The sequence below is a fragment of the Pseudomonas sp. H1_F01 genome, from assembly GCF_054681425.1.
Genome location: NZ_CP162823.1, coordinates 1,861,913 through 1,886,434 on the forward strand (window position 1 = coordinate 1,861,913; position 24,522 = coordinate 1,886,434).

The following is a 24,522-nucleotide window of genomic DNA, read 5'->3' on the forward strand; positions in this document are numbered from 1 at the left end:
GTGTTTGGTTTTTAGCCTGAAACCCTACATGTAGGGTTTTTTACGCGGCGGGCTACAAGATAATGCGTTTTCGGGGGGTATGCAACGTACTACCTGTGGATAAGCCTGTGCGTAATTTGTGTGCGAATCGTGGAACGGCTCTGTAGGCCGCGACCTAGCTGGAGTGGACCTTTTTTCATCGGTTTCGACGATCCGAAAACAGCCCGGTGATTTTTGCGGGCGCGGACATTACCACATAAAACCCAGCCGATCGAAACGCATTTGTCCGCTTGTTTTCTGCGCAGGTGACGTTTATACAATCGGCCCATGCATGGGTGTGTTTATCCTCCTTTAACATGACAAAAAGACGGGAGTGGCGCAGGACCCAACCTGTGGGAGCGAGCTTGCTCGCGATAGCGTCGGTTCAGCCGTACCAAGGGTGCCTGACACACCGCCATCGCGAGCAAGCTCGCTCCCACAGGGTTCGCCTTGTCAGTGATATTGGCGACACGCCTTTCCTTATTTAGCTAATCAGACAAAAGGTCCCTCAGTGGAACAAGAAGCCTGGCAGGTATTGATCATCGAGGATGACCAGCGTCTGGCCGAGCTGACCCGGGAGTACCTCGAAAGCAACGGACTGCGTGTCGCCATCGAAGGCGACGGCGCGGTGGCGGCGGCGCGGATCATTGCCGAGCAGCCGGACCTGGTGGTCCTCGACCTGATGCTGCCCGGCGAAGACGGCCTGAGCATCTGTCGCAAGGTGCGCGGGCACTATGACGGGCCGATCCTGATGCTCACCGCCCGCACCGACGACACCGATCAGATCCAGGGCCTGGACCTGGGCGCCGATGATTACGTCTGCAAGCCGGTTCGCCCGCGTTTGCTCTTGGCGCGGATCCAGGCCTTGCTGCGGCGCAGCGAACCGGAGCCGAGCGTCGCGCAGAAGCAGCGACGCCTGCAATTCGGCCCGCTGGTGGTCGACGACGCCCTGCGCGAAGCCTGGTTGCAGGGCAACGGTATCGAGCTGACCAGCGCCGAATTCGACCTGCTGTGGCTGCTGGTGTCCAATGCCGGGCGCATCCTGTCCCGGGAAGAAATCTTCACCGCCTTGCGCGGCATCGGTTATGACGGCCAGGACCGCTCCATCGACGTGCGCATTTCACGCATCCGCCCCAAGATCGGCGACGACCCGGACCATCCACGGCTGATCAAGACCATTCGCAGCAAAGGCTACCTGTTCGTTCCTGAAGCCTGCGTAGACCTGGCACCGTGAATTCGATCTTCCTGCGTATTTATGGCGGCATGTGTGCGGCACTGGTGCTGGTGGCGGTCCTCGGCGTGCTGGCCCTGCACCTGCTCAACCAGACCCGCAGCGAGCAATACCGCGAGCGCCTGGCCCACGGCACGTTTTCATTGATGGCCGACAACCTGCGGCCGATGAACGACACCGAACGGCGCCGGGCGTTGCTGGTGTGGGAGCGCCTGCTGGGCATTCCCCTGGCGTTGCAGACTTTCCCCCAGACCGACCTCGACCTCGGCCAGCGCACCCGGGTAATGCGCGGCCAGGCATTGGTGGAGCAGACCGGGCCGCACGCGGCAAAAGTCTATCGACTGATCAATGATGCCGAGCAACTGATGTTGGTGGGGGAAGTCCAGCAGATCAGCGAACAACTGGCTCGCGCGACCATTTACCTGTTGGCCGACGAGCTGGTGCGTTATCCGGTGGCCGAACAGCCCAAACGGCTGGCGCAACTGGCGCAGGAAAAAGGTTTTGGTTTCGATCTGCGACTCATGACCACCGAGCAGGCGGACATGGACGACGACCAGCGCCGCCGTGTGTCCGAGGGCGATACGGTGATGGCGTTGGGCAAGGGCGGCGACTCCATCCGGGTCTTCGCCGGCATGGTCGGCACGCCGTGGGTGCTGGAGATCGGCCCGCTGTACCAGATGAACCCTTATCCGCCGCAATGGCTGGTGCTGATCGCGGCACTGGGCTTGAGCCTGATCGGCTTGATCGTCTACCTGCTGGTGCGCCAATTGGAGCGGCGCTTGCGTGGCCTGGAGTCGGCCGCCACCCAGATCGCCCAGGGCAGCCTGGAAACCCGGGTGCCGGCCCGAGGCGCCGACTCGGTCGGGCGATTGGCCGCTGCGTTCAATGGCATGGCCGAGCACCTGCAGCAACTTTTGGCGATCCAGCGTGAGCTGGTGCGGGCGGTGTCCCACGAATTGCGTACCCCGGTGGCGCGCCTGCGCTTCGGCCTGGAAATGCTCGGCAGCGCCACCACGCCCCAGGCTCGGGACAAATACCTGGCGGGCATGGACCACGACATTGAAGACCTGGATCGGTTGGTGGACGAAATGCTCACCTATGCGCGGCTGGAACAGGGGTCACCGGCCCTGAATTTCCAGCGAGTTGACCTGGATGCGCTGGTCAATCAAGTGATCGATGAACTGGGGCCGTTGCGGGCGGGGATCACGGTCGAGCGCGGTCTATGCCTGTCGGCCGCCGATTGCGACGGCGCCTGGGTCGAGGCCGAGCCACGCTTTCTGCATCGCGCCCTGCAGAACCTGGTGGGTAACGCCATGCGCCACGCCAGCTCCCGGGTCACCGTCAGCTACCAGGTGGGCCAGTTGCGCTGCCGGGTGGATGTGGAAGACGACGGGCCTGGTGTGCCGGAAGCGGCATGGGAGCGGATTTTCAAACCTTTCCTGCGCCTGGACGACAGCCGCGCCCGGGCGTCAGGCGGCCATGGGCTGGGGCTGTCGATCGTGCGGCGGATCATCCACTGGCATGACGGCCGGGCGCTGATCGGCAAGAGCAAGAGCCTGGGCGGGGCTTGTTTCAGCTTGAGTTGGCCGAGGCATCAGGACAGGTCTTGATGGGGGTGGTGCCTGATCGACCGCCATCGCGGGCAAGCCTTGCTCCCACAGGTCAGTGCTCTCTCATTTAAGTGTTGTTTGCTGTGGGAGCAAGGCTTGCCCGCGATGAGGCCCTCCCAAACACCCAAGATCTCAGGCCCTGATCCCCACCAGGCTCAACAACTGCCCATCCTTCACCCCAAACTGAGCCTGCAGCTCACTGCCATGGCGCCACTCGGTCGACAGGTCCGTCAGCAGGCGCAGGCGCACCTGCCCATCGTGTGTCCAATCCAGCACCTCGGCATGCTCGAAATAAAAGCGCTGCCTGACGATGGGGTACAGCGCCTTGAACAGGCTTTCCTTCACGGAAAAGGTCAGGGTCACCAGCAAGGCCCGGTCATCGCGCGCGAGCTTGGTCATGCGTTGCAGCTCTGGCGAGGTGAGGATTTCACCGGCCAGGCGTTCGGCGCGCTCGGGGTCGAGCAGGTTTTCCACGTCCATGCCCAGCCCTTGCCAATGATCTTTTTTCGCGACAATGGCCGCCGCCCGACCCGTGCTGTGGGTGATCGAACCGCTGACATGGGCCGGCCACACCGGGGCGCGGTCCTCACCGATGGCCGGCACGCAGGCCAGGCCGTCGAGCCGCTGCAACGCCGCCCGGGCGCAGATCCGCCCGGCCAGGAATTCTGCCTGGCGCTTGGCTACCGAGCGCTGGATGCTCGCCGGGGGCTCGATGGCACTGTTGGGGAAGTCGGCGCCCACCAGCAACAACGGGTCGAAGCGCGTGCTCAGCAGCACCGTATCGGACAGGGCATCGGGCAAGAGCCAATGTTCATCCAAAGGCGAGCAGCAGGCGGGCAGGGAGGGGAGTGTCTTCATGCCGGGCATTTTGCCGGGTTGGCTGGAGGCTGGGTAGTGGGGGCGAGCTGTATGAATGGAGGTCGTGAACGAGGCAGGTGGTCAATGATCGCTCCCACGCTCTGCGTGGGAGCGATCATGCAGGGGGTATGTATCAGAAGATTTTCTTGAAGAACTTCTGCATATCCGCCCACGATTTCTCATCGGCTTCCTTGTTGTAGCCAATGTCCGGCCCGCCATGTTCACCGTGGCTCAAGCGGTCGGCATCGGGGTTGCTGAAGCCGTGCTTGGCGCCTTTGAGGCTGACGAATTTATAGTCGGCGCCGGCCTTGTCCATCTCGCTCTTGAACGCGGTGACGTTGTCCTGGGTGACCATGCTGTCCAGGGCGCCATGCTCGACCAGCACCTTGGCCTTGACGCTGCCAGGCGTTGCCGGGGTGTTGGTCACCAGCGCACCGTGGAAGCTCACCACGCCGGCTAGCGGCACACCTTGGCGCGCTGCATCGAGCACCACTTTGCCGCCGAAGCAGTAGCCGATGGCGGCGAGTTTGTCCGGATCGGTCTGGGGTTGTTTCCTCAGCAGGTCGAGACCGGCCTGGAAGCGGGCACTGGCCGCCGCGCCGTCCTTGAGCGCCGCCTGCATGAAGGCCATGGCGTCGTTGGGGTGCTCGGTGTTCTTGCCGTCGCCGTACATGTCGATGGCCAGGGCGCTATAGCCCAGGCCGGCGAGGTCACGGGCACGGCGCTTGGCGTAGTCGTTCAGCCCCCACCATTCATGCACCACCACCACGCCCGGGCGCGGGCCCTTGACCGCGTCGTCATACGCGTAATAGCCGATCAGCTTGGTGCCGTCGGCACTGGTGTAGGGGAGCTCCTGGGTCTGGATGGCGGCGTGGCTCACGCCGCTAATGGCCAGAAGTACAACAGCAAGCAGCCTTCGCATGACGGATCTCCTTATAAAAGTGGTCCGCACAGATTAGCCGATTCATTCAGCGCAGGTTCAGAGAACGTTCAAGGGGTGTTCAGGGACCGCTGGTTAAGGTGACCACGACTTCACAAAACACCCACGCTGCAAAGGAACTTGACCATGACTGTTATGAAAAAACTGCTGTTGGCTTTCACCGTGCTGGGCGCCAGCGCCCTGGCCCACGCCGATGACAATTTCGCCAGCCTGACCCTCGGCCAGACCAGCGACAAGGTGAAGAAATCCAACGCCCTGGACAGCACCCTGAACAACCCGAACGCCGACGGCGTCATCGGCAAGGACGCCACCTATGGCATCCGACTGGGCAAACAAAACGACCAGGGCCGCTACTACGCCACCTACGACAACGTCTCGGGCACCCACAACGGCATCAAGCTGCGCCAGGAAAACCTGCTGGGCAGCTACGATGTGTTCTATCCGGTCACCAGCAGCACCAAACTGTTCGGTGGCGGCACGGCGGGCCTGACCAAGCTGACCCAGGACTCTCCCGGCTTCAGTCGCGACAGCGACATCGGCTACGCCGTGGGCTTGCAAGGGGGCGTGCTGCAACAAATTTCGCAAAACACCTCGGTTGAACTGGGTTACCGTTACCTGCGCAGCAATGCCAGCACCGAGATGAGCCCGCACGGTGGCGACAAGGTTGGCTCGCTGGACCTGACCAGCAGCGCCCAGACGTACCTGTCCGCCAACTACACGTTCTAAGCGGTCGATGGTGAGCGTATCCAGCCGGATCGGTCGAAGACGATCCGGCGCCTTGCGTTGAAGTGCGCACTGGATTGTTTGATTTGCCTGGGGAGAGGCTCCATGAAATTACTGGTCGTCGAAGACGAAGCGCTGTTGCGCCACCACCTGCAAACCCGTCTCACCGACAGCGGCCATGTGGTGCAGGCCGTGGCCAATGCCGAAGAGGCCTTGTACCAGGTCCGGGAATTCAACCATGACCTGGCGGTGATCGACCTGGGCCTGCCGGGCATCAGCGGGCTGGAACTGATCCGCCGGCTGCGCTCGCAGGACAAGACGTTTCCGATCCTGATCCTCACCGCCCGCGGCAACTGGCAGGACAAGGTCGAAGGTCTGGCCGCCGGTGCCGACGACTATGTGGTCAAGCCGTTTCAGTTCGAAGAGCTGGAGGCCCGGCTGAATGCCCTGTTGCGCCGCTCCAGTGGCTTTACCCAATCGACCATTGTTGCCGGTCCGTTGCTGCTCGACCTCAACCGCAAGCAGGCGTCCCTCGGCGAGGAGCCGCTGGCGTTGACTGCCTACGAATATCGCATCCTCGAATACCTCATGCGCCATCACCAGCAGGTGGTGGCCAAGGACCGCTTGATGGAGCAGCTTTACCCCGATGACGACGAGCGTGATCCCAATGTCATCGAAGTGCTGGTCGGGCGCCTGCGCCGTAAGCTGGAAGCCCCGGCCGGCTTCAAGCCCATCGACACCGTGCGTGGCCTGGGCTACCTGTTCAACGAGCGCTGCCAGTGATTCGTTCGCTTCGCCTGCGGTTGATGCTGGCCGCCATGACCCTGGCGGTGCTGTTCATGCTGGCCTTGTTGCCGGCCATGCAAGGCGCGTTCAGCCTGGCGTTGCAGGAATCCATCGAGCAACGCCTGGCCTCGGACGTGACCACGCTGATTTCCGCCGCCCGAGTGGAAAACAATCGCTTGAAGATGCCAGCGCAGTTGCCCGACGAGCGCTTCAACCTCGCCGATGCCCGCCTGCTGGGCTACATCTATGATCGCGAGGGGCGGTTGGTCTGGCGGTCGAAGGCCACCCAGGAAGAGAACATCAATTACACGCCACGCTACGACGGCCAGGGCAACCAGTTCGCGCGCATTCGCGAGAACGACGGCCAGGAGTTTTTTGTCTATGACGTCGAGATCAAGCTGCTCGGCGGCCAGAGCGCGGCGTTCAGCATCGTCACCCTGCAACCGGTGCGCGACTACGAAGTCACCCTGCAAGGGCTGCGGGACAATCTGTACCTGGGCTTTGGCGCGGCCCTGTTGGTGTTGCTGGCGCTGTTGTGGATCGGCCTGACCTGGGGCCTTCGGGCGCTGCGGCGCCTGAGCCAGGAACTGGACGAAATCGAAAGCGGGGCCCGGGAAAGCCTCAGTACCGAACATCCCCGGGAACTGTTGCGCCTGACCGGCTCCCTCAACCGCCTGCTGTACAGCGAGCGGGAGCAACGCAGCCGTTATCGCGACTCCCTCGATGACCTGGCCCACAGCTTGAAGACCCCGTTGGCGGTGTTGCAGGGCGTCAGCGAGGACATGGCCCGGCGCCCCGAGGACCGTGGACAGGCTTGGGTGCTGCAATCCCAGATCGAGCGCATGAGCCAGCAGATCGGCTACCAGTTGCAGCGCGCCAGCCTGCGCAAAAGCGGGCTGGTGCGCCATCAGGTGCGCTTGCGCCCGGTGTTGCAAAGCCTGTGTGACACCCTGGACAAGGTCTATCGCGACAAACGGGTCAGTGTCAGTTTCGATCTGCCGGAGCACTGCCAGGTGCCGATCGAACAGGGCGCCTTGCTGGAGATGCTCGGCAACCTGCTGGAAAACGCCTATCGGCTGTGTTTGGGCGAGGTGCGCGTCAGCGTGCACCAGACCCTCGGCGGCACGGAGTTGAGTGTCGAGGACGATGGGCCGGGTGTGCCACCGGATCAACGTGCGCGGATTCTCCAGCGGGGCGAGCGACTGGATCGCCAGCATCCGGGGCAGGGGATCGGGCTGGCCGTGGTGAAAGACATCATCGAGAGCTATGGCGCCAAGTTGACCCTGGGGGATTCAGAGCTGGGCGGGGCGGCGTTCAGGATTCATTTTTCGGTGGTTTGACTGAGGGTCCTTGGTGTCGCCACTGGCCTCATCGCGAGCAAGCTCGCTCCCACAACGGTTTGGTGAACGCCGAAAATCCAGTGTGGGAGCGAGCTTGCTCGCGATGAGGCCAGTCAACACAGCACATCCATTCAGTTCTCCAACTCCCGATAGGCCCCCGGCGTGACCCCCGTCCACTTCTTGAACGCCCGGTGAAACGCCGACGGCTCTGAGAACCCCAACTGCTCGGCGATCTGCTGCAACGACAAATCCGCACGCCCCAAGTGGTAGATGGCGATATCCCGCCGCAGCTGATCCTTGAGTTCCTGGAAGCTGGTGCCTTCCTCACGCAAATGCCGGCGCAAGGTCTGTGGGCTGATGTGCAGATGGCCGGCGACGGTGTCCAGGTCGGGCCAGCGGGCGGCGTCGCGGCAGAGCAGGCGGCGCAGTTGGCTGCTCAGGCTGTGGCCATCGTCCGGGCGCGACAGCAGGTCGGCGGGGGAGCGTTCGAGGAAATGCTTGAGGGTGCGTTCGTCCTGCAGCAGCGGCATGTCCAGGTAACGGCTGTGGAACAACAGGCTGCTGCTGCGCGCTTCGAACACCAGCGGGCAAGGAAACAGTAAGTCGTATTCGGCACCGTGGGTGGGCTTGGGGTAGCCGAAGGTCGCCTGTTCCAGGCCGATCCGCTGGCCGATCAGCCAACTGGCAAGTCGATGCCAGACTACCAGCAAGCTTTCAGTCAGGAAGTGATCCGGGTCCCACAGCGTCGAATCGTCCAGCACCAGCCGCACTCGCTCGCCTTCGGCTTCCAGCGTCAGGCTCGGCGCGTCGGGGAACAGGCTGTAGAACAGCAAGCCGCGCTGAAGGGCCTTGCCCAGTGTCCGACAGTGGATCAACGCGTGACACATCATGGCAAACGTCCCGGGTTTACTCGCAGCCCTGCCGAATCCCAGGTATTCGTCCCCCAATGCCAGCCACAGCGCCTGCAACAGACGCGCGAACTGCTCGGGCGCAATCCGCGCGCGCGGCTCATCCAACAGCTCTGGGCTGATGCCCAGCTGGTGCAGCAGAGGAAAATAGTCGAAGCCTTGCCGACGCGCGCCGCCCAAGGCTGCGCGGGCGAAGTGGCTGGCGATCGTGCGTTGGCGCATGGCTGAAGTCCGTCCGTTGAGCGGGCGATGGTAGCAGGGCACTGCGGCTCGACAAGGCGGATATCCGCCAAATCCCGGAGTGATAAACGCCCTGTGGGCGGAAATCCGCCACATTCCGCGCCCGCGTTTAACCCGTGAATAATTCCAGGAGCCTTCTGCAACAGCGCTTGTAGGGTTTTTCTGAAAAATGGCACGAGCCTTGCGATAGAGCACTCAGGTCTGCCGCGTGCAGCCGACAAAAAACAAATCCCTCCAGTGCAGGAGGGTTCGCAATTGAGGTGCCGTGGACGACAGGTGGATGTCGTCAAACGGGACTCTTGAGGAAGGTTTGCCATGACGACTCGTCAGCCACTGTACAAATCCCTGTATTTCCAGGTGATCGTAGCCATTGCCATCGGTATTTTGCTCGGCCACTTCTACCCGCAGACCGGTGTTGCCCTCAAACCATTCGGTGACGGGTTCATCAAACTGATCAAAATGGTCATCGCTCCCATCATCTTCTGTACCGTCGTCAGCGGCATCGCGGGCATGCAGAACATGAAGTCGGTGGGCAAGACCGGTGGCTACGCGCTGCTGTACTTCGAAATCGTTTCCACCATCGCCCTGCTGATCGGCCTGGTCGTGGTCAACGTCGTGCAACCGGGCGTCGGCATGCACATCGATGTGTCGACCCTGGACACCAGCAAGATCGCCGGTTTCATCTCGGCTGGTAAAGACCAGAGCATCATTGCCTTCATCCTCAACGTGATCCCGAACACCATCGTCGGCGCGTTCGCCAACGGCGACATCCTGCAAGTGCTGATGTTCTCGGTGATCTTCGGTTTTGCCCTGCATCGCCTGGGTGCCTACGGCAAGCCGGTGCTGGACTTCATCGATCGCTTCGCCCACGTGATGTTCATCATCATCAACATGATCATGAAGCTGGCCCCCCTCGGTGCCTTCGGTGCCATGGCGTTCACCATCGGTGCCTATGGCGTCGGTTCGCTGGTGCAACTGGGCCAGCTGATGATCTGCTTCTACATCACCTGCGTGGTGTTCGTGCTGGTAGTGCTGGGCGCCATCTGCCGCGCCCACGGCTTCAGCGTCGTCAAGCTGATCCGCTACATCCGTGAAGAACTGCTGATCGTGCTGGGCACTTCCTCGTCGGAATCGGCCCTGCCACGCATGCTGATCAAAATGGAGCGCCTGGGTGCCAAGAAGTCGGTCGTAGGCCTGGTGATCCCGACTGGCTACTCGTTCAACCTCGACGGTACTTCGATCTACCTGACCATGGCCGCAGTGTTCATCGCCCAGGCCACTGACACCCAGATGGACCTGACTCACCAGATCACCCTGCTGCTGGTGCTGCTGCTGTCGTCCAAAGGTGCGGCCGGCGTGACCGGTAGCGGCTTCATCGTGCTGGCGGCCACCCTGTCGGCCGTGGGCACCTTGCCGGTGGCCGGCCTGGCACTGATCCTGGGTATCGACCGCTTCATGTCCGAAGCCCGTGCCCTGACCAACCTGGTGGGTAACGCTGTCGCCACGATCGTGGTTGCCAAGTGGGTCAAGGAGCTGGACGAAGACCAGTTGCAGACCGAGCTGGCTTCCGGTGGTCGTGGTATCTCCGACGTCCGTGAAGATGACGAGCAGATCGCAGCGGCGCAGATTGTAGCGGCTGAAACCTCTGCTCCAGGCGCTGTGAAGTAATTTTCAGGTTGCAATGAAAAACCCGCTTCGGCGGGTTTTTTATTGGTTCTCAATTTTGAAGCTCCCTCGCCACGATGGGTTCACACTGAGCGCAATCGTCATCCAAAACGACACCTGCGGTAATTGCCCCACCGCCAACCCCTGCCTAGTCTTTAGCCATCCCCCTCGGAGATCGCCCATGCAAGGCCCACTGGCATCGCTCAAGGTTCTGGACTTCTCGACCCTGCTGCCGGGGCCGTTCGCCTCGCTGTTGCTGGCGGACATGGGGGCCGAGGTGTTGCGCATCGAGTCGCCGACCCGCCAGGATCTGCTGCGGGTACTGCCGCCCCATGACCAGGGGGTATCGGCCAGCCACGCCTACCTCAACCGCAACAAACGCAGCCTGGCCCTGGACCTCAAGCAACCGGAAGCGTTGGCGGTGGTCACGCAATTGCTGAAGGACTACGACATCCTGCTGGAACAGTTTCGCCCCGGCGTGATGGAGCGACTGGGCCTGGGGTACGAGGCCTTGAAGGCGATCAATCCGCGGCTGATCTACGTGTCGATCACCGGCTACGGCCAGACCGGACCCTACAAGGACCGCGCCGGTCACGACATCAATTACCTGGCCCTGGCGGGGCTGGCCAGCCACATCGGCCGTGCCGACAGCGGTCCGTTGCCGCTGGGGATCCAGGCGGCAGACATCGCCGGTGGTTCGTTGCACGGGGTGATCGGGCTGTTGGCGGCGGTCATCGCCCGCCAGCAAACCGGGCAGGGCCAGCACCTGGACGTGAGCATGACTGACTGTGTGTTCAGCCTCAACGCCATGGCCGGTGCCGGTTACCTGGCCTGCGGTGTCGAGCCGGGGTGGGAAAAGCAGATGCTCAACGGCGGCAGCTTCTATGACTATTACCGCACCCGCGATGGTCGCTGGATGTCGGTGGGCAGCCTGGAACCGGTGTTCATGCAGGCGTTGTGCGAGGCCTTGGGACGGCCGGAACTGGCGGCCCAGGGGTTGTCGCCCGAGCCTGAACAACAACACGCTCTTAAGCAGGCGCTGCAGGCCGAGTTTGAAAAACACGATTTCGCCGAGCTGTGCAGCCTGTTTGCCGGGATCGATGCCTGCGTCGAGCCGGTGCTGAGCCTGGAGGAAGCTGTCCGGCATCCGCAGTTACAGGCTCGGGAGCTGGTGACTCAGGTGCCCCGGGGCGATGGTTCGAGCCAGGCGCAGATGGCTTGTCCATTGAGATTTTCCGAAGGGTTGCCCGAGCCTCGGCATATTGGCGCGGAGTTGGGGGCGCATACGGATCAGGTGCTGGGGGAGTTGGGGTTCAGTGCGCAGCGGATCGAAGCGTTGCGTAAGCGCGGGGTGGTTTTGTAGCGTCTGTCAGGCCGCCATCGCGAGCAAGCTCGCTCCCACACTGGATTTGCGGCGCTCACAAAACCCCTGTGGGAGCGAGCTTGCTCGCGAAGGGGTCAGCCCAGACACCACAAAGCCTGACTACTCGACCCGGGTTTCTCCACTGAACACCAAGGTATTGCGGCAGCTACGGCACAAATACCGTCGCCCCTGGCGCACCAGGCTGTGGCGCTGGGCCGAGAACGGGAAGTCGCTGCCGTCGCAGGGGCATTTGTAGATGTAGCGGGTCACGCTGCGGCGTTTGATTTCGTAGGTGTGGCAGCGGTTGGGCGGCAGTTCGTACACCCCGCGCATGATCAGTTGCCATTCCTCGCCATGGGGCTGGATGCGTTCGCCAAACAGTTGATGGGCGATCAGGTGCGCGACTTCATGGGCAACGGTCTGCTTGAGGAAGTCTTCGGCGTTTTCCCGGTACAACTGTGGATTGAAGCGCAGCAGATTCTCATGCAGGTGCGCGACACCGGCCTTCTGGCCACGCAATTTGAAGCTGACCACCGGGCGTTTGAAGGGACGTTTGAAAAAGGATTCGGCTTGTTGGTAACACTCTTCGACGCGGGTATTGAGTTGCTCGAGCATGCTTTACGGGTCTCCAGAAGCCCGAGTATGCCGCAAGCGTCGGCCGTTGCGAATCGTCCAGGCGCCCAGTGGTCGTTTCGAGCGGCTCAAACACAGGAAGGCCGCCTTGCGGCGGCCTGTGTCGGCAGATCCTGTTTTTATTGGAGGGTACTATCGGGACCTTTTCATTCCTTCAATTGGTATAGATCGGGCCGACGCCGAGCCCCCAGACAATCACCGTGAACGCCATGATGGCCACCAGTACCACCAGGCCGACGGCGAGCACCGAACTGGAAAACAGAAAACCTTCGTCCTGGGGAATATTCATGAACGTCGGCAAGCCCACATACAGCAGGTAGACCGTGTAGCAGATCGCCGCTGTGCCGACGATCATTCCCAGCCACATGTGCGGGTAGAGCGCCGCCAGGCCGCCGATGAACAAAGGTGTCGCGGTGTAGGTGGCGAACGCGACGCAACGGGCCAGGCTCGGATTGGCGTCATAAGTGCGGGCCATCCAGTGGATGAAGGCGCCCATCACTGCCACACCGCCCAACATGGCCAGGTACGACATGACGGTCATCCACAGCGCACTTTCCTGGGTAAGCATGACCGGTGCACGATTGCCGATGACCCATCCCACCTGTGTGGTGCCGATGAACGCCGAAACCGCGGGAATGGCCGCCAGGATCAGCGTGTGGGTGAGGTACATGTGGCTGATGCTTTCCTCCTGGTCGCCACGGATTTCTTTCCATTCTTGATCAGGGTGGGTAAAGAGCCCCACGACATGAGAGATCATAGTCAGTCACTCCTTTGTTATTGCCATCGCCCCCCAACGGAGCGCCTACGGGCCAAATGGCCGGGTAAGTAAAGGTCTGTAAGTGTGTGCGACCTTATGTCGCAGTATAGAAAGGAGTCACCCCGAGGGGGATGGGGGGCTTAGAGCAAATCGCGCTGTAAAGGAAAAGGCTAATCGCGGCTTGATCTGTGCGCGCAAACCTTGCAGGCAGGAACGTGCCACATCCGGGATTTTTTGCGTAAAATGCCGGCCTTTCGTCACACCTCACGGATTTCGCGTCATGGGCACTCTTACGGTCAACCAGAACAAACTGCAAAAGCGCCTGCGCCGCCAGGCCGGTGAGGCGGTCGCCGATTTCAACATGATCGAGGACGGCGACAAGGTCATGGTCTGCCTATCCGGCGGCAAGGACAGCTACACCTTGCTCGATGTGCTGATGCATCTGCAGAAGGTTGCGCCGATCAAGTTCGACATCGTCGCGGTGAACATGGATCAAAAGCAGCCCGGGTTCCCCGAGCATGTGCTGCCGGCCTACCTTCAGTCGCTGGGCGTGGAATATCACATCGTCGAGAAAGACACCTATTCGGTGGTCAAGGAACTGATTCCCGAAGGCAAGACCACCTGTTCGCTGTGCTCACGCCTGCGGCGCGGAACGCTCTACACCTTCGCCGACGAGATCGGTGCGACCAAGATGGCCCTGGGGCACCATCGCGACGACATCGTCGAGACCTTCTTCCTGAACATGTTCTACAACGGCTCGCTCAAGGCCATGCCGCCCAAGCTGCGCGCCGATGACGGGCGCAACGTGGTGATCCGCCCGCTGGCCTATTGCAGCGAGAAAGACATCCAGGCCTATTCGGATTTCAAGCAATTCCCGATCATCCCCTGCAACCTGTGCGGCTCCCAGGAAAACCTGCAACGCCAGGTGGTCAAGGAGATGCTCCAGGAGTGGGAACGCAAGACGCCGGGCCGTACCGAGAGCATTTTCCGCGGCTTGCAGAACGTCATTCCGTCGCAACTGGCGGACCGCAACCTGTTTGACTTCACCAACCTGCGCATCGATGAAAACGCCACGCCGCGGTTCGTCAATGTGGTGAATCTCTGACTCTACCGATAGTTATTACGGCGCTTTCAAGCGCCGTTTTCATTTCTAACCCCCAGGAGAGGGCATGCGCGATTACAAGTGGCTGCACGAGTACTGTCTGAACCGCTTCGGTTCGGCGGCTGAACTGGAAGCCCGTCTGCCGGTGCCCAAGACCCCGGCGCAACTGCGCAAGATCAGCGACGATCGCTACCTCTCGACCATGGCGCTGCGGGTCTTCCGCGCCGGGCTCAAGCACAGCCTGGTGGACGCCAAGTGGCCGGCGTTCGAGGAAGTGTTCTTCAAGTTCGACCCGGAAAAAGTCGTGTTGATGGGGGCTGAGCATCTGGAGCGATTGATGCAGGATACGCGGATCATCCGCCACCTGGGCAAGCTCAAGAGCGTGCCGCGCAACGCGCAACTGATCCTGGACGTGGCCCATGAAAAGGGCAGCTTCGGCGCGCTGGTCGCCGACTGGCCAGTGACCGACATCGTCGGCCTGTGGACCTATCTGAAAAAACACGGCCATCAGTTGGGCGGCCTGTCGGCACCGCGCTTCCTGCGCATGATGGGCAAGGACACCTTCACGCCCAGTTATGACGTAGTGGCGGCGCTCAATGCCCAGGAGATCATCGACAAAGTCCCCACCAGCCAGCGGGACCTGGCGACGGTGCAGAATGCCTTCAACCAGTGGCATGAACAGAGTGGCGGACGGCCGATGTCGCAGATTTCGATGATGCTGGCGTATACCGTCAATCATTGAGACCGCGTCGCGCCCATCGCGAGCGAGCTCGCTCCCACACTGGATCTTTGGCGTTCACAAAACCCTGTGGGAGCGAGCTTGCTCGCGATGGCGGCCTATCAGGCGACGGAGACCTCTCCCTCTCCCGCCAACCGTCGATTCAACTGAAACCGCCACCGCACATACAACAACGCCGAGCAGAACACCGCCACGCTCGCCACCATTTCCAGCACGCCGAACAACTGTCGGTTGGGGTCGTAGGCCGCCAGCGCACCCTTGATGAAATACAGGTTCACCACGAAGCACATCCACGAGTGTCCGCGGGCGCTGCCGGTGAGCATGCCGGGGGCGAGTATCAGCAGCGGCACCAGTTCGATCAGCAGAATGACCCAGGGGCGTGCGCCGTGCAGGTCGGCGATCAGCAGGTAGTAGGCGCTGAGCAACCCCACCAGGCCGAAAAAGCACAGCAGGCTGAGGATGCGGGCGATGCGTACGCGCGGTTCCAGCCATTGGATCGAAGGCAGGATCTTCGGCTTCTTAGCCACGGCCGTTCTCCAGCAACAGGGCGGTTTTCGCCAGGCGCAAACCCAAGGCGCGGCACAGGGCGACCTCATGTTCGTTCAAGCCGCTTTTGCCGTCGGCCCCGGCGTGATGGCTCGGGCCGTAGGGCGTGCCACCGCCCTGGGTGTCGATCAGGGCCGATTCGCTGTAGGGCAGGCCGGTGATCAGCATGCCGTGGTGCAGCAGCGGCAGCATCATCGACAGCAGGGTGGTTTCCTGGCCGCCGTGCAGGCTCGCGGTGGAGGTGAACACCCCGGCCGGTTTGCCCACCAGGGCGCCGGTCAGCCACAGGTTGCTGGTGCCGTCGAGAAAGTATTTGAGCGGCGCGGCCATGTTGCCGAAACGGGTCGGGCTGCCCAAGGCCAGGCCAGCGCAGTTCTTCAGGTCATCGAGGCTGGCGTAGAGCGGGCCTTGTTCAGGGATGTCCGGCGAAACCGCTTCGCACTCGGCAGAAATTGCCGGCACCGTACGCAACCTGGCTTCCAGCCCGGCCTGCTCGACACCACGGGCGATCTGCCGGGCCATTTCGTTGGTGGAGCCGCTGCGGCTGTAATACAACACCAGGATGTACGGCGTGGTCACGGCAGGATCTCCAGGATCTTCTCCGGCGGACGGCCGATCACGGCCTTTTCCCCGGCTTCCAGAATCGGCCGTTCCATGAGTTTCGGGTGGGCGGCGATGGCCGCGATCAACTGGGCCTGGCTCAGGCTTTCGTCGGCCAGGTTCAGATCCTTGTACTCGTCCTCGCTGGTGCGCAGCAATTGCCGGGCGGTGATGCCGAGCTTGCCCAGCAGGCGTTCCAGTTGCGCGGCGTCGAGCGGGGTTTCCAGGTAGCGGACCACGGTGGGCGTCAGGCCACGGGCCTCCAACAGTTCCAGCGCACCGCGGGATTTCGAGCAGCGCGGGTTGTGATAAAGCGTCAGATCGGTCATGAGTGGGTCGCATCTTGCGTAAGGTGGCGGCTATTCTACTGTGCCGCGAAGCCCCTAGCACCTGAGAGAGGCGACGGGTCGCAGCAGCGTTCACATTCAGACAAGGATTGGCACATGGCAAGGCGATTGACGGCGGCACTGACATTCATCGGCATTTTGTTGCTCGCCGGCTGCGGGAACGACTACGGCGTGGACCAGAACGGCCAGGCCATTGCCTCGCAGCGGCTGGACAAACAATGGGTGGTGCTCAACTACTGGGCCGAATGGTGCGCGCCGTGCCGTACCGAAATCCCGGAATTCAATGCCTTGGCCGAACAGCTCAAGGGCCGCAATGTCGGTGTGTTCGGGGTCAACTTCGACCAGGTGCAGGGCGAAGAACTCAAGAGTGCCAGCGACAAGATGGGGATTCGCTTCACGGTGCTGGCCCGGGATCCGGCCGAGATCTTCGACCTTCCTCGCAGCGAAGGGCTACCGGTGACGTACATCATCGATAACAAGGGCAAGGTGCGCGAGCAGTTGCTGGGGGAGCAGACGGCGGCGGGGGTGATGGCCAAGCTTGAGGCGTTGCAGGCGCTCAAGTGATGATCGTTCCCATGCTCCGCGTGGGAATGCAGCCCGGGACGCTCTGCGTCCCAAAAGCGGAACGCGGAGCGTCCCCAGAGGCGTTCCCACGCGGAGCATGGGAACGATCAAGTGGGGCCGGAGCTCAGCCCTCTTCCAGCCACCAACGCAGCGGCTTGCCCTGGGCTGGCCAGAAGCGTATTTGCTCGATGGGTGAGATGTCCCAGCGCTCGACCTTTTCCAGGGCCTGCAAGAAGCGCGTTTCTTGCTCCATCACCGCCGGGGCGCAGAGTTTGCGTGTGCTGCCGATCTTGCCGAAGCTCAAGCGGTGGCCTTCCAGGGTGTAGGGCGCGAACCAGTGGTTGCAGCCGCCGTTGCCATAGGCGCGACCGTCATCCCCAAGGGTGATGGTCAGGTGGCTGTAGTCCATCAATGGCCGCTCACCGATCCACTCCAGGATGTAGCTGCGGTTATGTTGCAGCTGCACAGGTTCAGCGGCACAGCCCATCAGGCTCATGCCGATCAACGCGGACAGGGCCAAACGTTTCATCAGGCGGCTTCCTGGCATTTCGGGCATAGGTGTTTTTCACCCACGGTGGTCCAGCCCAGTTCGGCGATTCGCGCGGTGGCGGCCGGTTTTTCGGCCTTGACGCCGAGCTTGGCATCCACGGCGAATTCGAAGCTCAGTTCCTTGGCGCAGCTGTCGCAGTTGACCTGCCAGGTGTGGATCGCCAGTTCGCCGAACACCGGGCCGGTGGTCATGGCCGTCCATTGGCCCATGGGCTTGAGCAGGTGCCGCACGGTGTCCACGGTCAGGCGCATGGACAAGTCCTTGCTGCCCTTGAGCGTGACGAGCAACACATCGTTGGCCTGGATCGAACCGCCATTGCCCGTGACCTGGTAGCGGCCCGGCGCCAGCGCGCGGACTTCGGTCAAGGTGTGCTGAGGGTTCATCAGGGTGTAGCGGAAATCGTGTTCGGCCATGGGTCCTCCAAATAGGCGCGACATGCTAGCACGGGGCATGGCTTTGGATGATCCATAAGGGATCTGACCGACGAAACTCCATCCCTGTGGGAGCGAGCTTGCTCGCGAAGGCGGCGGATCAGTCAGTATCGATGTTGACTGACACACCGCTATCGCGAGCAAGCTCGCTCCCACAGGGTTTGTGCCGGCTCAAGGGTTAGCTGTCTACCAGGTTTTGCGGCGTGCCGGCGGCCCAGGCGGCGATGTTGTCCAGGGTGGTCATGGCAATCGCCGCCAAGGCCTCATGGGTCAGGAACGCCTGGTGGGCGGTGACGATCACGTTGGGGAAGGTCAACAGCCGGGCCAGCACGTCGTCCTGCAAGGGCAGGTCGGAGCGGTCCTTGAAAAACAGCTGGGCTTCTTCCTCGTACACATCCAGGCCCAGGTAGCCCAACTGGCCGCTTTTCAACGCCTCGATCAAGGCCGGTGTGTCCACCAGGCCGCCGCGGCCGGTATTGATCAGCATGGCGCCGCGTTGCATCGCAGCAAGCGATCGGGCGTTGATCAGGTGTCGGCTTTGTTTATTGAGCGGGCAATGCAGGCTGATGATCTGCGCCTGCGCGAGCAGCTCGGCCAAGGGCAGGTAGCGGGCGCCCAAGGCTTCGACCTGCGGGTTGGGGTAGGGGTCATAGGCCAGCAACTGGCAGCCGAAGCCGGCCATGATCCGTGCGAACGTCGCGCCGATCTGCCCGGTGCCGATCACCCCGACGGTCTTGCCCACCAGGTCGAACCCGGTCAGCCCATGGAGGCTGAAATTGCCGTCTCGGGTGCGGTTGTAGGCGCGGTGCAGGCAGCGATTGAGGGCCATGATCAACGCCACGGCATGTTCGGCCACGGCATGGGGCGAGTAGGCCGGCACCCGGACGATGCTCAAGCCCAGGCGCTGGGCGGCGAGCAGGTCGACGTGGTTGTAGCCGGCCGAGCGCAGGGCGATCAGCCGCGTGCCGCCTTCGGCCAGCCGCTCCAGCACCGGGGCGCTGAGGTCATCGTTGATGAAGGCGCACACCACTTCATGCCGTTCGGCCAGGGCCACGGTGTCGAGGTTCAGACGGGCGGGCTGGAATTGCAATTGAAGACCCGCGGGCGTCGGAGCCTTGGTGAAACTGTCGCGGTCGTAGGTCTGGCTGCTGAAAAAAATCACGCGCATGGCGGCCTCCTGGCAGAAAAAACAAGCCCGTAGGAGCTGTCGGAACGTGGATTTTCAGCGATTCCGGTTCCCTGGATCTTGCCCTGGATCAGGCGCTGATACGGGCCTCGCTGGCCAGGCGGTTGATGGCCCGCTCCAATTCTTCCAGGGCGGCGGTGGCCTTGGGATCCTGTTGCTTGAGCAGGGTTTCGCTGCGCTGGCAGGCCGCCCGCAATTGCGGTACGCCGCAGTAGCGGGTGGCGCCGTGCAGGCGGTGGACGCGTTCGATCAGTGCGTTGTGATCGTTGGCCTCGCTGGCCTGGCGGATCGCTTCGCGGTCGGCTTCCAGGGACGCCAGCAGCATCGCCAGCATGTCCGCCGCCAGGTCGGCCTTGCCGGCGGCCAGGCGCAGGCCTTCTTCGTGATCGAGCACCAGCAGTTCGCTGCCGCCCTGGGCATCGCCGCTGCGCTCCGGTGACTGGTTGCGCAGGGCCAGGCCAGTCCATTTGAGCACCACCTGGGCCAGTTGCCGCTCGCTGATGGGTTTGGTCAGGTAGTCGTCCATGCCGCTTTGCAGCAGGGCACGCTTTTCGTTGGCCATGGCGTGGGCGGTGAGGGCGACGATCGGCAGCGGCGTGCAGTGCCGCTCGCTTTCCCACTGGCGGATCGCCTCGGTGCTCTGGCGACCGTCCATGCCGGGCATCTGCACGTCCATCAAGACCAGGTCGAAGGTTTCCTTCTGCACGGCCTTGACCGCCGCATAGCCGCTTTCCACGGCCAGCACCTTGGCGCCCATGTCTTCGAGCAGGGTCTGCACCAGCAGCAGGTTGGCCGGGTTGTCGTCCACGCACAGAACTTTCGGGGCGCGGCTGGAAACCGGCTCGTGGGGTTCGCTGCGGGTCGGGCGCGGGTTGACCAGGTCGGAAAGCGCGCGGCGCAACTTGCGGGTGCAGGCCGGCTTGGCCTGGAGCTGGCTGTGAGGGTTGGGCACCGAGAGGTGGTACAGGGTCTGTTCGGTGGTGGGGCACAGCACGAGTACTTTGCAGCCCAGGTGCTCAAGGTCCCAGATGTGTTGGTTGAGGCGCTCCGGTGGCATGTCGTTGCTGGTGATGCCCAGCACGGCCAGGTCGATCGCCTGATCGGTCTGGTGGGCGACGGTGATGCCGTTGGTCAGGCTTTCCAGGGTGTTGAACGGCGTCACTTGCAGGCCGCAGTCTTCGAGCTGGTGCTGCAAGGCCTGACGGGCCAGTTCGTGATTCTCCAGCACCGCCACGCGCCGGCCCAGCAACGGCGGGCCGGGCAGGTCCTCGGCATCGTCGCGGGTCTTGGGCAGGCGCAGGCTGATCCAGAACTCCGAGCCTTCGCCCGGTGTGCTGTCGACGCCGATCTCCCCGCCCATCTGTTCCACCAGGCGCTTGGAAATCACCAGGCCCAACCCGGTGCCCCCCGGTTGCCGCGACAGTGAGTTGTCAGCCTGGCTGAACGCCTGGAACAGCGCTCGCACATCCTGGTTGGACAGGCCGATACCCGTGTCCTGGATGCTGATGCGCAACTGCACGCTGTCTTCGTGTTCGTCTTCGAGCATGGCCCGGGCGACGATGGTGCCCTCGCGGGTGAACTTGATGGCGTTGCTCACCAGGTTGGTCAGGATCTGCTTGAGGCGCAGCGGATCGCCCACCAGCGACAGCGGCGTGTCCCGGTAGACCAGGCTCACCAGTTCCAACTGCTTGGCATGGGCGGCGGGGGCGAGGATGGTCAGGGTGTCCTGCAGCAGGTCGCGCAGGTTGAACGGAATGCTGTCGAGCACCAACTTGCCGGCCTCGATCTTCGAAAAGTCGAGGATCTCGTTGATGATCCCCAGCAGGCTGTCGGCGGATTTCTCGATGGTGCCCAGGTAGTCGAGCTGGCGCGGGGTCAGTTCGCTTTTCTGCAACAGGTGGGTAAAACCGAGGATGCCGTTGAGCGGTGTGCGGATTTCATGGCTCATGTTCGCCAGGAACTCGGATTTGATCCGGCTCGCTTCCAGGGCTTCCTTGCGGGCCAGGTCCAGCTCGATGTTCTGGATCTCGATGGTTTCCAGGTTCTGGCGCACGTCTTCGGTGGCCTGGTCGATGCTGTGCTGCAATTCTTCCTGGGCGTTCTGCAAGGTACTGGCCATGCGGTTGATGCCCGAGGCCAGTTCGTCCAGCTCCTGGCTGCCCAGCGGCGGCAGGCGGGTTTCCAGGTGACCGTCCTTGAGTTGCGCCACGGCCTGCTTGATCTGGCTCAGTGGACGGTTGATCGTGCGGCCCATGCGCAGGGCCAGCAACCCGGTCAGGCACAGGCCGGCGGCGATCAGCAGCAGGCTGGCGAACAGGCTGCGATAGCCACGCAGCAACATGCCGCTGTGGGACAACTCCAACTCGACCCAGCCCAACAGGCGGTCGGCTTCTTCGGGAATCAGTTCGCCCGCCAGGTTGCGGTGCTTGCCGAATACCGGCAGCAGGTAGCGCGTGGCGTCGTTGCCAGTGCGTTGCAGTAGCTGCGTGCTGTTGCCCTCCGGTGCCCGGTTGAGCATGGTCGGGCCAGCGTGGGCCAGTGGTATGCGGTCGGGGGCGAGAAAGGTTACGGCGCGCACGTCCGCCTGTTCGAGGGACTGGGTGGCGATGCGCTCCAGCAGATCGGTGTCCTGGCGGCTCATGGCTGGGGCGACCAGTGGCGCAAGTTGTTCGGCGATCATCTCGCCACGTTGCAACAACTGGGCGTGCAGGTCCGATTGCTGCATCCAGGTGAAATAGCCGCCCAGGACCAGCGCCATCAGGCTGGTTGGCAACAGGGTCAGCAACAGCACGCGGCCTTTGATTCCCAGTTTCTTGAGCACACTTGTCTCCTGCATCCAGCGTCTGATTGAGCGGTGCGCGCATCCGGCACGCATTACCTGCGCAGTGTAGCGATTTGCGGGCGGGCGATCTTCGTAAAATTCACAAGGCGATGGGGGCGCGGTCCATGGGATAGCCATCGAGGGAAAGCTAAGCGCGTGCTCGGCTTTCGCCTCGCTTATTCCCATAAGCCATAACCCCCTTACTTTGCGTGATATGGCCTGGCCAGGTTTGCCGGTATGATAGGCGCCCCCGCAGTCCGGATTGCGAATACGCCATGACTCTGCAGTACCCAACCATCGCCGATTGCGTCGGCAACACTCCGCTGGTCCGTTTGCAACGCTTGCCCGGCGTGACCACCAATACGCTTTTGCTCAAGCTCGAAGGGAATAACCCGGCGGGTTCGGTCAAGGACCGGCCGGCGCTGTCGATGATCACCCGTGGCGAATTGCGCGGGCAGATCCAGCCCGGCGACACGCTGATCGAGGCGACCTCCGGCAACACCGGTATTGCCCTGGCGATGGCAGCGGCGATCAAGGGCTACAAGATGATCCTGATCATGCCCGACAACTCCAGCGCCGAGCGCAAGGCGGCGATGACGGCCTACGGTGCCGAGTTGATCCTGGTGACTCAGGAGGAGGGCATGGAGGGTGCCCGGGACCTGGCCGAGCGCATGCAGGCCGAGGGTCGTGGCAAGGTGCTGAACCAGTTCGCCAACGGCGACAATCCCGAGGCCCACTACACCACCACCGGCCCTGAGATCTGGCGCCAGACCGACGGCACCATCACCCATTTCGTCAGCTCGATGGGCACCACCGGCACCATCATGGGCACCTCGCGCTATCTGAAAGAACAGAACCCGAACGTGCAGATCATCGGCCTGCAACCGATGGAAGGTTCGGCCATTCCAGGCATTCGTCGCTGGCCGGAGGAATATCTGCCGAAGATCTACCAGGCCGAGCGCGTGGACCGCATCATCGACATGGCCCAGAGCGAAGCCGAGGACGTGACCCGTCGCCTGGCTCGCGAAGAAGGCATTTTCTGTGGCGTGTCTTCGGGCGGTGCCGTGGCGGGGATGCTGCGTCTGTCCAAGGAAGTTGAAAATGCGGTGATCGTCGCGATCATCTGCGACCGTGGCGACCGTTACCTGTCGACCGGCATTTTCGACGCGCCCAACTGATGGCCAAGCAAGAAAGAGGCTTGCGCTTCCAACCCAGCGGCGGAAGCCGGGCCCCGCAAGTGCCCACCGGTAAAAAGCAGCGTTTGACCATCGAACGCCTGGCCAACGATGGCCGGGGCATCGCCTTTGTCGAGGGGCGCACCTGGTTTGTCATCGGCGCCCTGGCCGGCGAAGAAGTCGAGGCGCGGGTGCTCGGTGCCCATGGCAAAGTGGTCGAGGCACGCACCGAGCGGGTGTTCCTGCCCAGTGAACTGCGTCGTGCGGCGCCGTGCATCCATGCCGGTCGTTGTGGCGGATGCAGCGTCCAACATTTGCCCCATGACGAACAACTCGCCCTGAAACAGCGCATGCTCGCCGAGCAGTTGTCTCGGGTGGCTGGGGTGGTGCCAGAGGAATGGGCCGCGCCCCTGAGCGGACCGGAATTCGGTTACCGGCGTCGCGCCCGGGTGGCGGTGCGCTGGGACCAGAAAGCGAAAAAACTCGAAGTCGGTTTCCGCGCCGTCGGCAGCCAGGACATCGTTGCCATCGGTGATTGCCCGGTGCTGGTACAGCCCTTGCAGCCGATCATGAGCCGTCTGCCGGAAATGCTGCGTCGCTTGAGCAAACCCCAGGCGCTGGGGCATGTGGAGTTGTTCGCCGGTTCGTCCCTCGCGGTATTGCTGCGCCACATGGCGCCGCTGTCGGAGGCCGACCTGACGATCCTCAAGGACTTCTGTGCGTTCCATGAAGCCCAGTTGTGGCTGCACGGTGAAGGTGAGCCGCAACCGGTGGAGCCTGGGCAGGCCCTTGGGTTTCGCCTGGATGCCTGGGACCTCGAGCTGGCTTACCGGCCGGGGGATTTCATCCAGGTAAACGCCGGGGTCAACGAGGCGATGATCGCCCAGGCCCTGCAATGGCTGGCGCCGCAAGCCGAGGAGCGGGTGCTGGATCTGTTCTGCGGCCTGGGCAACTTTGCCTTGCCGCTGGCCAAAAGCGTGCGCCAGGTAGTGGCCGTCGAAGGCGTGCAGACCATGGTGGAGCGTGCGGCGGCCAATGCCGTCAGCAACAATTTGAATAACACTGCCTTTTTTCAGGCCGATTTATCCCAGCCTCTGGCTGATGCCGAATGGATCGGCGAGGGCTTTTCTGCGGTACTCTTGGACCCACCCCGTGACGGTGCTTTCGAGGTGGTGCGCAAGCTGTCGTCCCTGGGTGCCAAACGGTTGGTTTATGTTTCGTGCAACCCGGCAACTTTGGCCCGGGATACGGTCGAACTGATCAAGCAGGGCTACCGGTTAAAACGTGCCGGGATTCTCGATATGTTTCCTCAAACGGCGCATGTCGAGGCCATGGCGTTATTTGAAGCGAGCCAGGATGGCTTGTCCGACTGACCCGTTCGTGCCAACT

Annotated in this window: 24 protein-coding genes; 12 read left to right on the forward strand and 12 right to left on the reverse strand. The window is 62.5% G+C overall.

Features of this window, described 5'->3' with window-relative positions; all coding sequences use genetic code 11:
* Window positions 1-529 precede the first annotated feature (529 nt).
* Entirely contained in the window at window positions 530-1,252 is a 723-nt protein-coding gene (locus tag AB4O09_RS08520) for a response regulator (RefSeq protein WP_460108093.1), read from the forward strand.
* The gene (locus tag AB4O09_RS08525) at window positions 1,249-2,859 is read left to right on the forward strand and encodes an ATP-binding protein (protein WP_003204720.1); all 1,611 of its coding nucleotides are present in this window, start codon (window positions 1,249-1,251) and stop codon (window positions 2,857-2,859) included. Before AB4O09_RS08520 ends, AB4O09_RS08525 begins: the two co-directional genes overlap by 4 nt.
* A gap of 132 nt (window positions 2,860-2,991) precedes the next feature.
* On the opposite strand, the gene AB4O09_RS08530 is transcribed toward AB4O09_RS08525, so the two are convergent.
* Both AB4O09_RS08530 and AB4O09_RS08535 read right to left on the reverse strand, forming a co-directional pair.
* A complete protein-coding gene (locus AB4O09_RS08530; RefSeq protein ID WP_003204719.1) occupies window positions 2,992-3,717 on the reverse strand; it encodes a 4'-phosphopantetheinyl transferase family protein in 726 nt (241 codons plus the stop codon).
* Window positions 3,718-3,850: 133 nt separating this feature from the next.
* Window positions 3,851-4,639, reverse strand: a complete 789-nt coding sequence (locus AB4O09_RS08535) for a dienelactone hydrolase family protein (RefSeq protein ID WP_003204718.1) — start codon at window positions 4,637-4,639, stop codon at window positions 3,851-3,853.
* Window positions 4,640-4,783: 144 nt separating this feature from the next.
* Between AB4O09_RS08535 and AB4O09_RS08540 the strand changes: the two genes are divergently transcribed.
* From AB4O09_RS08540 to AB4O09_RS08550, 3 genes are all read left to right on the forward strand, one after another.
* A complete protein-coding gene (locus tag AB4O09_RS08540; protein ID WP_069971441.1) occupies window positions 4,784-5,383 on the forward strand; it encodes a hypothetical protein in 600 nt (199 codons plus the stop codon).
* A gap of 102 nt (window positions 5,384-5,485) precedes the next feature.
* On the forward strand, window positions 5,486-6,163 hold the full coding sequence (locus tag AB4O09_RS08545) for a response regulator (RefSeq protein WP_013694070.1): 678 nt from the start codon (window positions 5,486-5,488) through the stop codon (window positions 6,161-6,163).
* Window positions 6,160-7,506, forward strand: coding sequence for an ATP-binding protein (locus AB4O09_RS08550; protein WP_003204712.1), 1,347 nt, complete (start codon window positions 6,160-6,162; stop codon window positions 7,504-7,506). The genes AB4O09_RS08545 and AB4O09_RS08550 overlap by 4 nt, the downstream gene beginning before the upstream one ends.
* A gap of 131 nt (window positions 7,507-7,637) precedes the next feature.
* On the opposite strand, the gene AB4O09_RS08555 is transcribed toward AB4O09_RS08550, so the two are convergent.
* Window positions 7,638-8,636, reverse strand: coding sequence for an AraC family transcriptional regulator (locus AB4O09_RS08555; RefSeq protein WP_003204710.1), 999 nt, complete (start codon window positions 8,634-8,636; stop codon window positions 7,638-7,640).
* Window positions 8,637-8,969: 333 nt separating this feature from the next.
* Here AB4O09_RS08555 and AB4O09_RS08560 point away from each other — a divergent pair, with 333 nt between their 5' ends.
* Complete coding sequence (locus AB4O09_RS08560; protein ID WP_003204708.1) at window positions 8,970-10,322, forward strand: dicarboxylate/amino acid:cation symporter; 1,353 nt, start codon at window positions 8,970-8,972, stop codon at window positions 10,320-10,322.
* A gap of 178 nt (window positions 10,323-10,500) precedes the next feature.
* Window positions 10,501-11,682 (forward strand): CaiB/BaiF CoA transferase family protein, encoded by a 1,182-nt coding sequence (locus AB4O09_RS08565; protein ID WP_038858931.1) that lies wholly within the window; start codon window positions 10,501-10,503, stop codon window positions 11,680-11,682.
* A gap of 120 nt (window positions 11,683-11,802) precedes the next feature.
* Here the strand turns inward: AB4O09_RS08565 and AB4O09_RS08570 are convergent, their stop codons facing one another.
* Window positions 11,803-12,297, reverse strand: a complete 495-nt coding sequence (locus AB4O09_RS08570; protein ID WP_003204703.1) for a SprT family zinc-dependent metalloprotease — start codon at window positions 12,295-12,297, stop codon at window positions 11,803-11,805.
* Window positions 12,298-12,469: 172 nt separating this feature from the next.
* Window positions 12,470-13,072, reverse strand: a complete 603-nt coding sequence (locus tag AB4O09_RS08575) for a Yip1 family protein (RefSeq protein WP_003204699.1) — start codon at window positions 13,070-13,072, stop codon at window positions 12,470-12,472.
* A gap of 280 nt (window positions 13,073-13,352) precedes the next feature.
* Here AB4O09_RS08575 and ttcA point away from each other — a divergent pair, with 280 nt between their 5' ends.
* On the forward strand, window positions 13,353-14,177 hold the full coding sequence (gene ttcA / locus AB4O09_RS08580) for a tRNA 2-thiocytidine(32) synthetase TtcA (protein WP_038857410.1): 825 nt from the start codon (window positions 13,353-13,355) through the stop codon (window positions 14,175-14,177).
* A gap of 64 nt (window positions 14,178-14,241) precedes the next feature.
* On the forward strand, window positions 14,242-14,916 hold the full coding sequence (locus tag AB4O09_RS08585; protein ID WP_003204697.1) for a DNA-3-methyladenine glycosylase I: 675 nt from the start codon (window positions 14,242-14,244) through the stop codon (window positions 14,914-14,916).
* Between the two features lie 98 nt (window positions 14,917-15,014).
* On the opposite strand, the gene AB4O09_RS08590 is transcribed toward AB4O09_RS08585, so the two are convergent.
* From AB4O09_RS08590 to arsC, 3 genes are read right to left on the reverse strand one after another with little or no spacing between them, the layout of a single operon-like run.
* Entirely contained in the window at window positions 15,015-15,440 is a 426-nt protein-coding gene (locus AB4O09_RS08590; protein ID WP_003204696.1) for a DUF2069 domain-containing protein, read from the reverse strand.
* Window positions 15,433-16,038 carry an NAD(P)H:quinone oxidoreductase gene (gene wrbA, locus AB4O09_RS08595; RefSeq protein WP_003204695.1) on the reverse strand — a complete coding sequence of 202 codons (606 nt, stop codon included), beginning with the start codon at window positions 16,036-16,038 and terminating at the stop codon, window positions 15,433-15,435. Before wrbA ends, AB4O09_RS08590 begins: the two co-directional genes overlap by 8 nt.
* Window positions 16,035-16,388 carry an arsenate reductase (glutaredoxin) gene (gene arsC / locus AB4O09_RS08600; RefSeq protein ID WP_003204694.1) on the reverse strand — a complete coding sequence of 118 codons (354 nt, stop codon included), beginning with the start codon at window positions 16,386-16,388 and terminating at the stop codon, window positions 16,035-16,037. Before arsC ends, wrbA begins: the two co-directional genes overlap by 4 nt.
* Before the next feature lie 114 nt (window positions 16,389-16,502).
* Here arsC and AB4O09_RS08605 point away from each other — a divergent pair, with 114 nt between their 5' ends.
* Window positions 16,503-16,970 (forward strand): TlpA disulfide reductase family protein, encoded by a 468-nt coding sequence (locus tag AB4O09_RS08605; RefSeq protein WP_003204690.1) that lies wholly within the window; start codon window positions 16,503-16,505, stop codon window positions 16,968-16,970.
* A 124-nt stretch (window positions 16,971-17,094) separates the two neighbouring features.
* Here the strand turns inward: AB4O09_RS08605 and AB4O09_RS08610 are convergent, their stop codons facing one another.
* The 4 genes from AB4O09_RS08610 to AB4O09_RS08625 all read right to left on the reverse strand — a co-directional run bounded on the left by AB4O09_RS08610 (window position 17,095) and on the right by AB4O09_RS08625 (window position 21,958).
* Window positions 17,095-17,499 carry an META domain-containing protein gene (locus AB4O09_RS08610; RefSeq protein WP_003204689.1) on the reverse strand — a complete coding sequence of 135 codons (405 nt, stop codon included), beginning with the start codon at window positions 17,497-17,499 and terminating at the stop codon, window positions 17,095-17,097.
* Window positions 17,499-17,933, reverse strand: coding sequence for a hypothetical protein (locus AB4O09_RS08615; protein WP_003204688.1), 435 nt, complete (start codon window positions 17,931-17,933; stop codon window positions 17,499-17,501). Before AB4O09_RS08615 ends, AB4O09_RS08610 begins: the two co-directional genes overlap by 1 nt.
* Window positions 17,934-18,129: 196 nt before the next feature.
* Window positions 18,130-19,119, reverse strand: a complete 990-nt coding sequence (locus AB4O09_RS08620) for a 2-hydroxyacid dehydrogenase (protein ID WP_013694069.1) — start codon at window positions 19,117-19,119, stop codon at window positions 18,130-18,132.
* Window positions 19,120-19,207: 88 nt separating this feature from the next.
* Window positions 19,208-21,958: a response regulator gene (locus AB4O09_RS08625; protein ID WP_013694068.1), complete on the reverse strand. Its 2,751-nt coding sequence runs from the start codon at window positions 21,956-21,958 to the stop codon at window positions 19,208-19,210.
* A gap of 275 nt (window positions 21,959-22,233) precedes the next feature.
* On the opposite strand from AB4O09_RS08625, the gene cysM reads away from it, so the two are divergent.
* Together cysM and rlmD are read left to right on the forward strand one after the other, a co-directional pair.
* The gene (gene cysM / locus AB4O09_RS08630; RefSeq protein ID WP_460108096.1) at window positions 22,234-23,136 is read left to right on the forward strand and encodes a cysteine synthase CysM; all 903 of its coding nucleotides are present in this window, start codon (window positions 22,234-22,236) and stop codon (window positions 23,134-23,136) included.
* Complete coding sequence (rlmD, locus tag AB4O09_RS08635; RefSeq protein WP_013694067.1) at window positions 23,136-24,506, forward strand: 23S rRNA (uracil(1939)-C(5))-methyltransferase RlmD; 1,371 nt, start codon at window positions 23,136-23,138, stop codon at window positions 24,504-24,506. Before cysM ends, rlmD begins: the two co-directional genes overlap by 1 nt.
* Window positions 24,507-24,522 lie beyond the last annotated feature (16 nt).

Bases quoted from the DNA above. Each gene is read 5' to 3' on its own strand.
- AB4O09_RS08530 (WP_003204719.1), bottom strand. From the start codon at position 3,717: ATGAAGACACTCCCCTCCCTGCCCGCCTGCTGCTCGCCTTTGGATGAA.
- AB4O09_RS08540 (WP_069971441.1), top strand. From the start codon at position 4,784: ATGACTGTTATGAAAAAACTGCTGTTGGCTTTCACCGTGCTGGGCGCC.
- arsC (WP_003204694.1), bottom strand. From the start codon at position 16,388: ATGACCGATCTGACGCTTTATCACAACCCGCGCTGCTCGAAATCCCGC.
- AB4O09_RS08545 (WP_013694070.1), top strand. From the start codon at position 5,486: ATGAAATTACTGGTCGTCGAAGACGAAGCGCTGTTGCGCCACCACCTG.
- AB4O09_RS08610 (WP_003204689.1), bottom strand. From the start codon at position 17,499: ATGAAACGTTTGGCCCTGTCCGCGTTGATCGGCATGAGCCTGATGGGC.
- AB4O09_RS08575 (WP_003204699.1), bottom strand. From the start codon at position 13,072: ATGATCTCTCATGTCGTGGGGCTCTTTACCCACCCTGATCAAGAATGG.
- AB4O09_RS08605 (WP_003204690.1), top strand. From the start codon at position 16,503: ATGGCAAGGCGATTGACGGCGGCACTGACATTCATCGGCATTTTGTTG.
- cysM (WP_460108096.1), top strand. From the start codon at position 22,234: ATGACTCTGCAGTACCCAACCATCGCCGATTGCGTCGGCAACACTCCG.
- AB4O09_RS08570 (WP_003204703.1), bottom strand. From the start codon at position 12,297: ATGCTCGAGCAACTCAATACCCGCGTCGAAGAGTGTTACCAACAAGCC.
- AB4O09_RS08585 (WP_003204697.1), top strand. From the start codon at position 14,242: ATGCGCGATTACAAGTGGCTGCACGAGTACTGTCTGAACCGCTTCGGT.
- AB4O09_RS08615 (WP_003204688.1), bottom strand. From the start codon at position 17,933: ATGGCCGAACACGATTTCCGCTACACCCTGATGAACCCTCAGCACACC.
- AB4O09_RS08555 (WP_003204710.1), bottom strand. From the start codon at position 8,636: ATGCGCCAACGCACGATCGCCAGCCACTTCGCCCGCGCAGCCTTGGGC.
- AB4O09_RS08565 (WP_038858931.1), top strand. From the start codon at position 10,501: ATGCAAGGCCCACTGGCATCGCTCAAGGTTCTGGACTTCTCGACCCTG.
- ttcA (WP_038857410.1), top strand. From the start codon at position 13,353: ATGGGCACTCTTACGGTCAACCAGAACAAACTGCAAAAGCGCCTGCGC.
- AB4O09_RS08560 (WP_003204708.1), top strand. From the start codon at position 8,970: ATGACGACTCGTCAGCCACTGTACAAATCCCTGTATTTCCAGGTGATC.
- AB4O09_RS08620 (WP_013694069.1), bottom strand. From the start codon at position 19,119: ATGCGCGTGATTTTTTTCAGCAGCCAGACCTACGACCGCGACAGTTTC.
- AB4O09_RS08535 (WP_003204718.1), bottom strand. From the start codon at position 4,639: ATGCGAAGGCTGCTTGCTGTTGTACTTCTGGCCATTAGCGGCGTGAGC.
- rlmD (WP_013694067.1), top strand. From the start codon at position 23,136: ATGGCCAAGCAAGAAAGAGGCTTGCGCTTCCAACCCAGCGGCGGAAGC.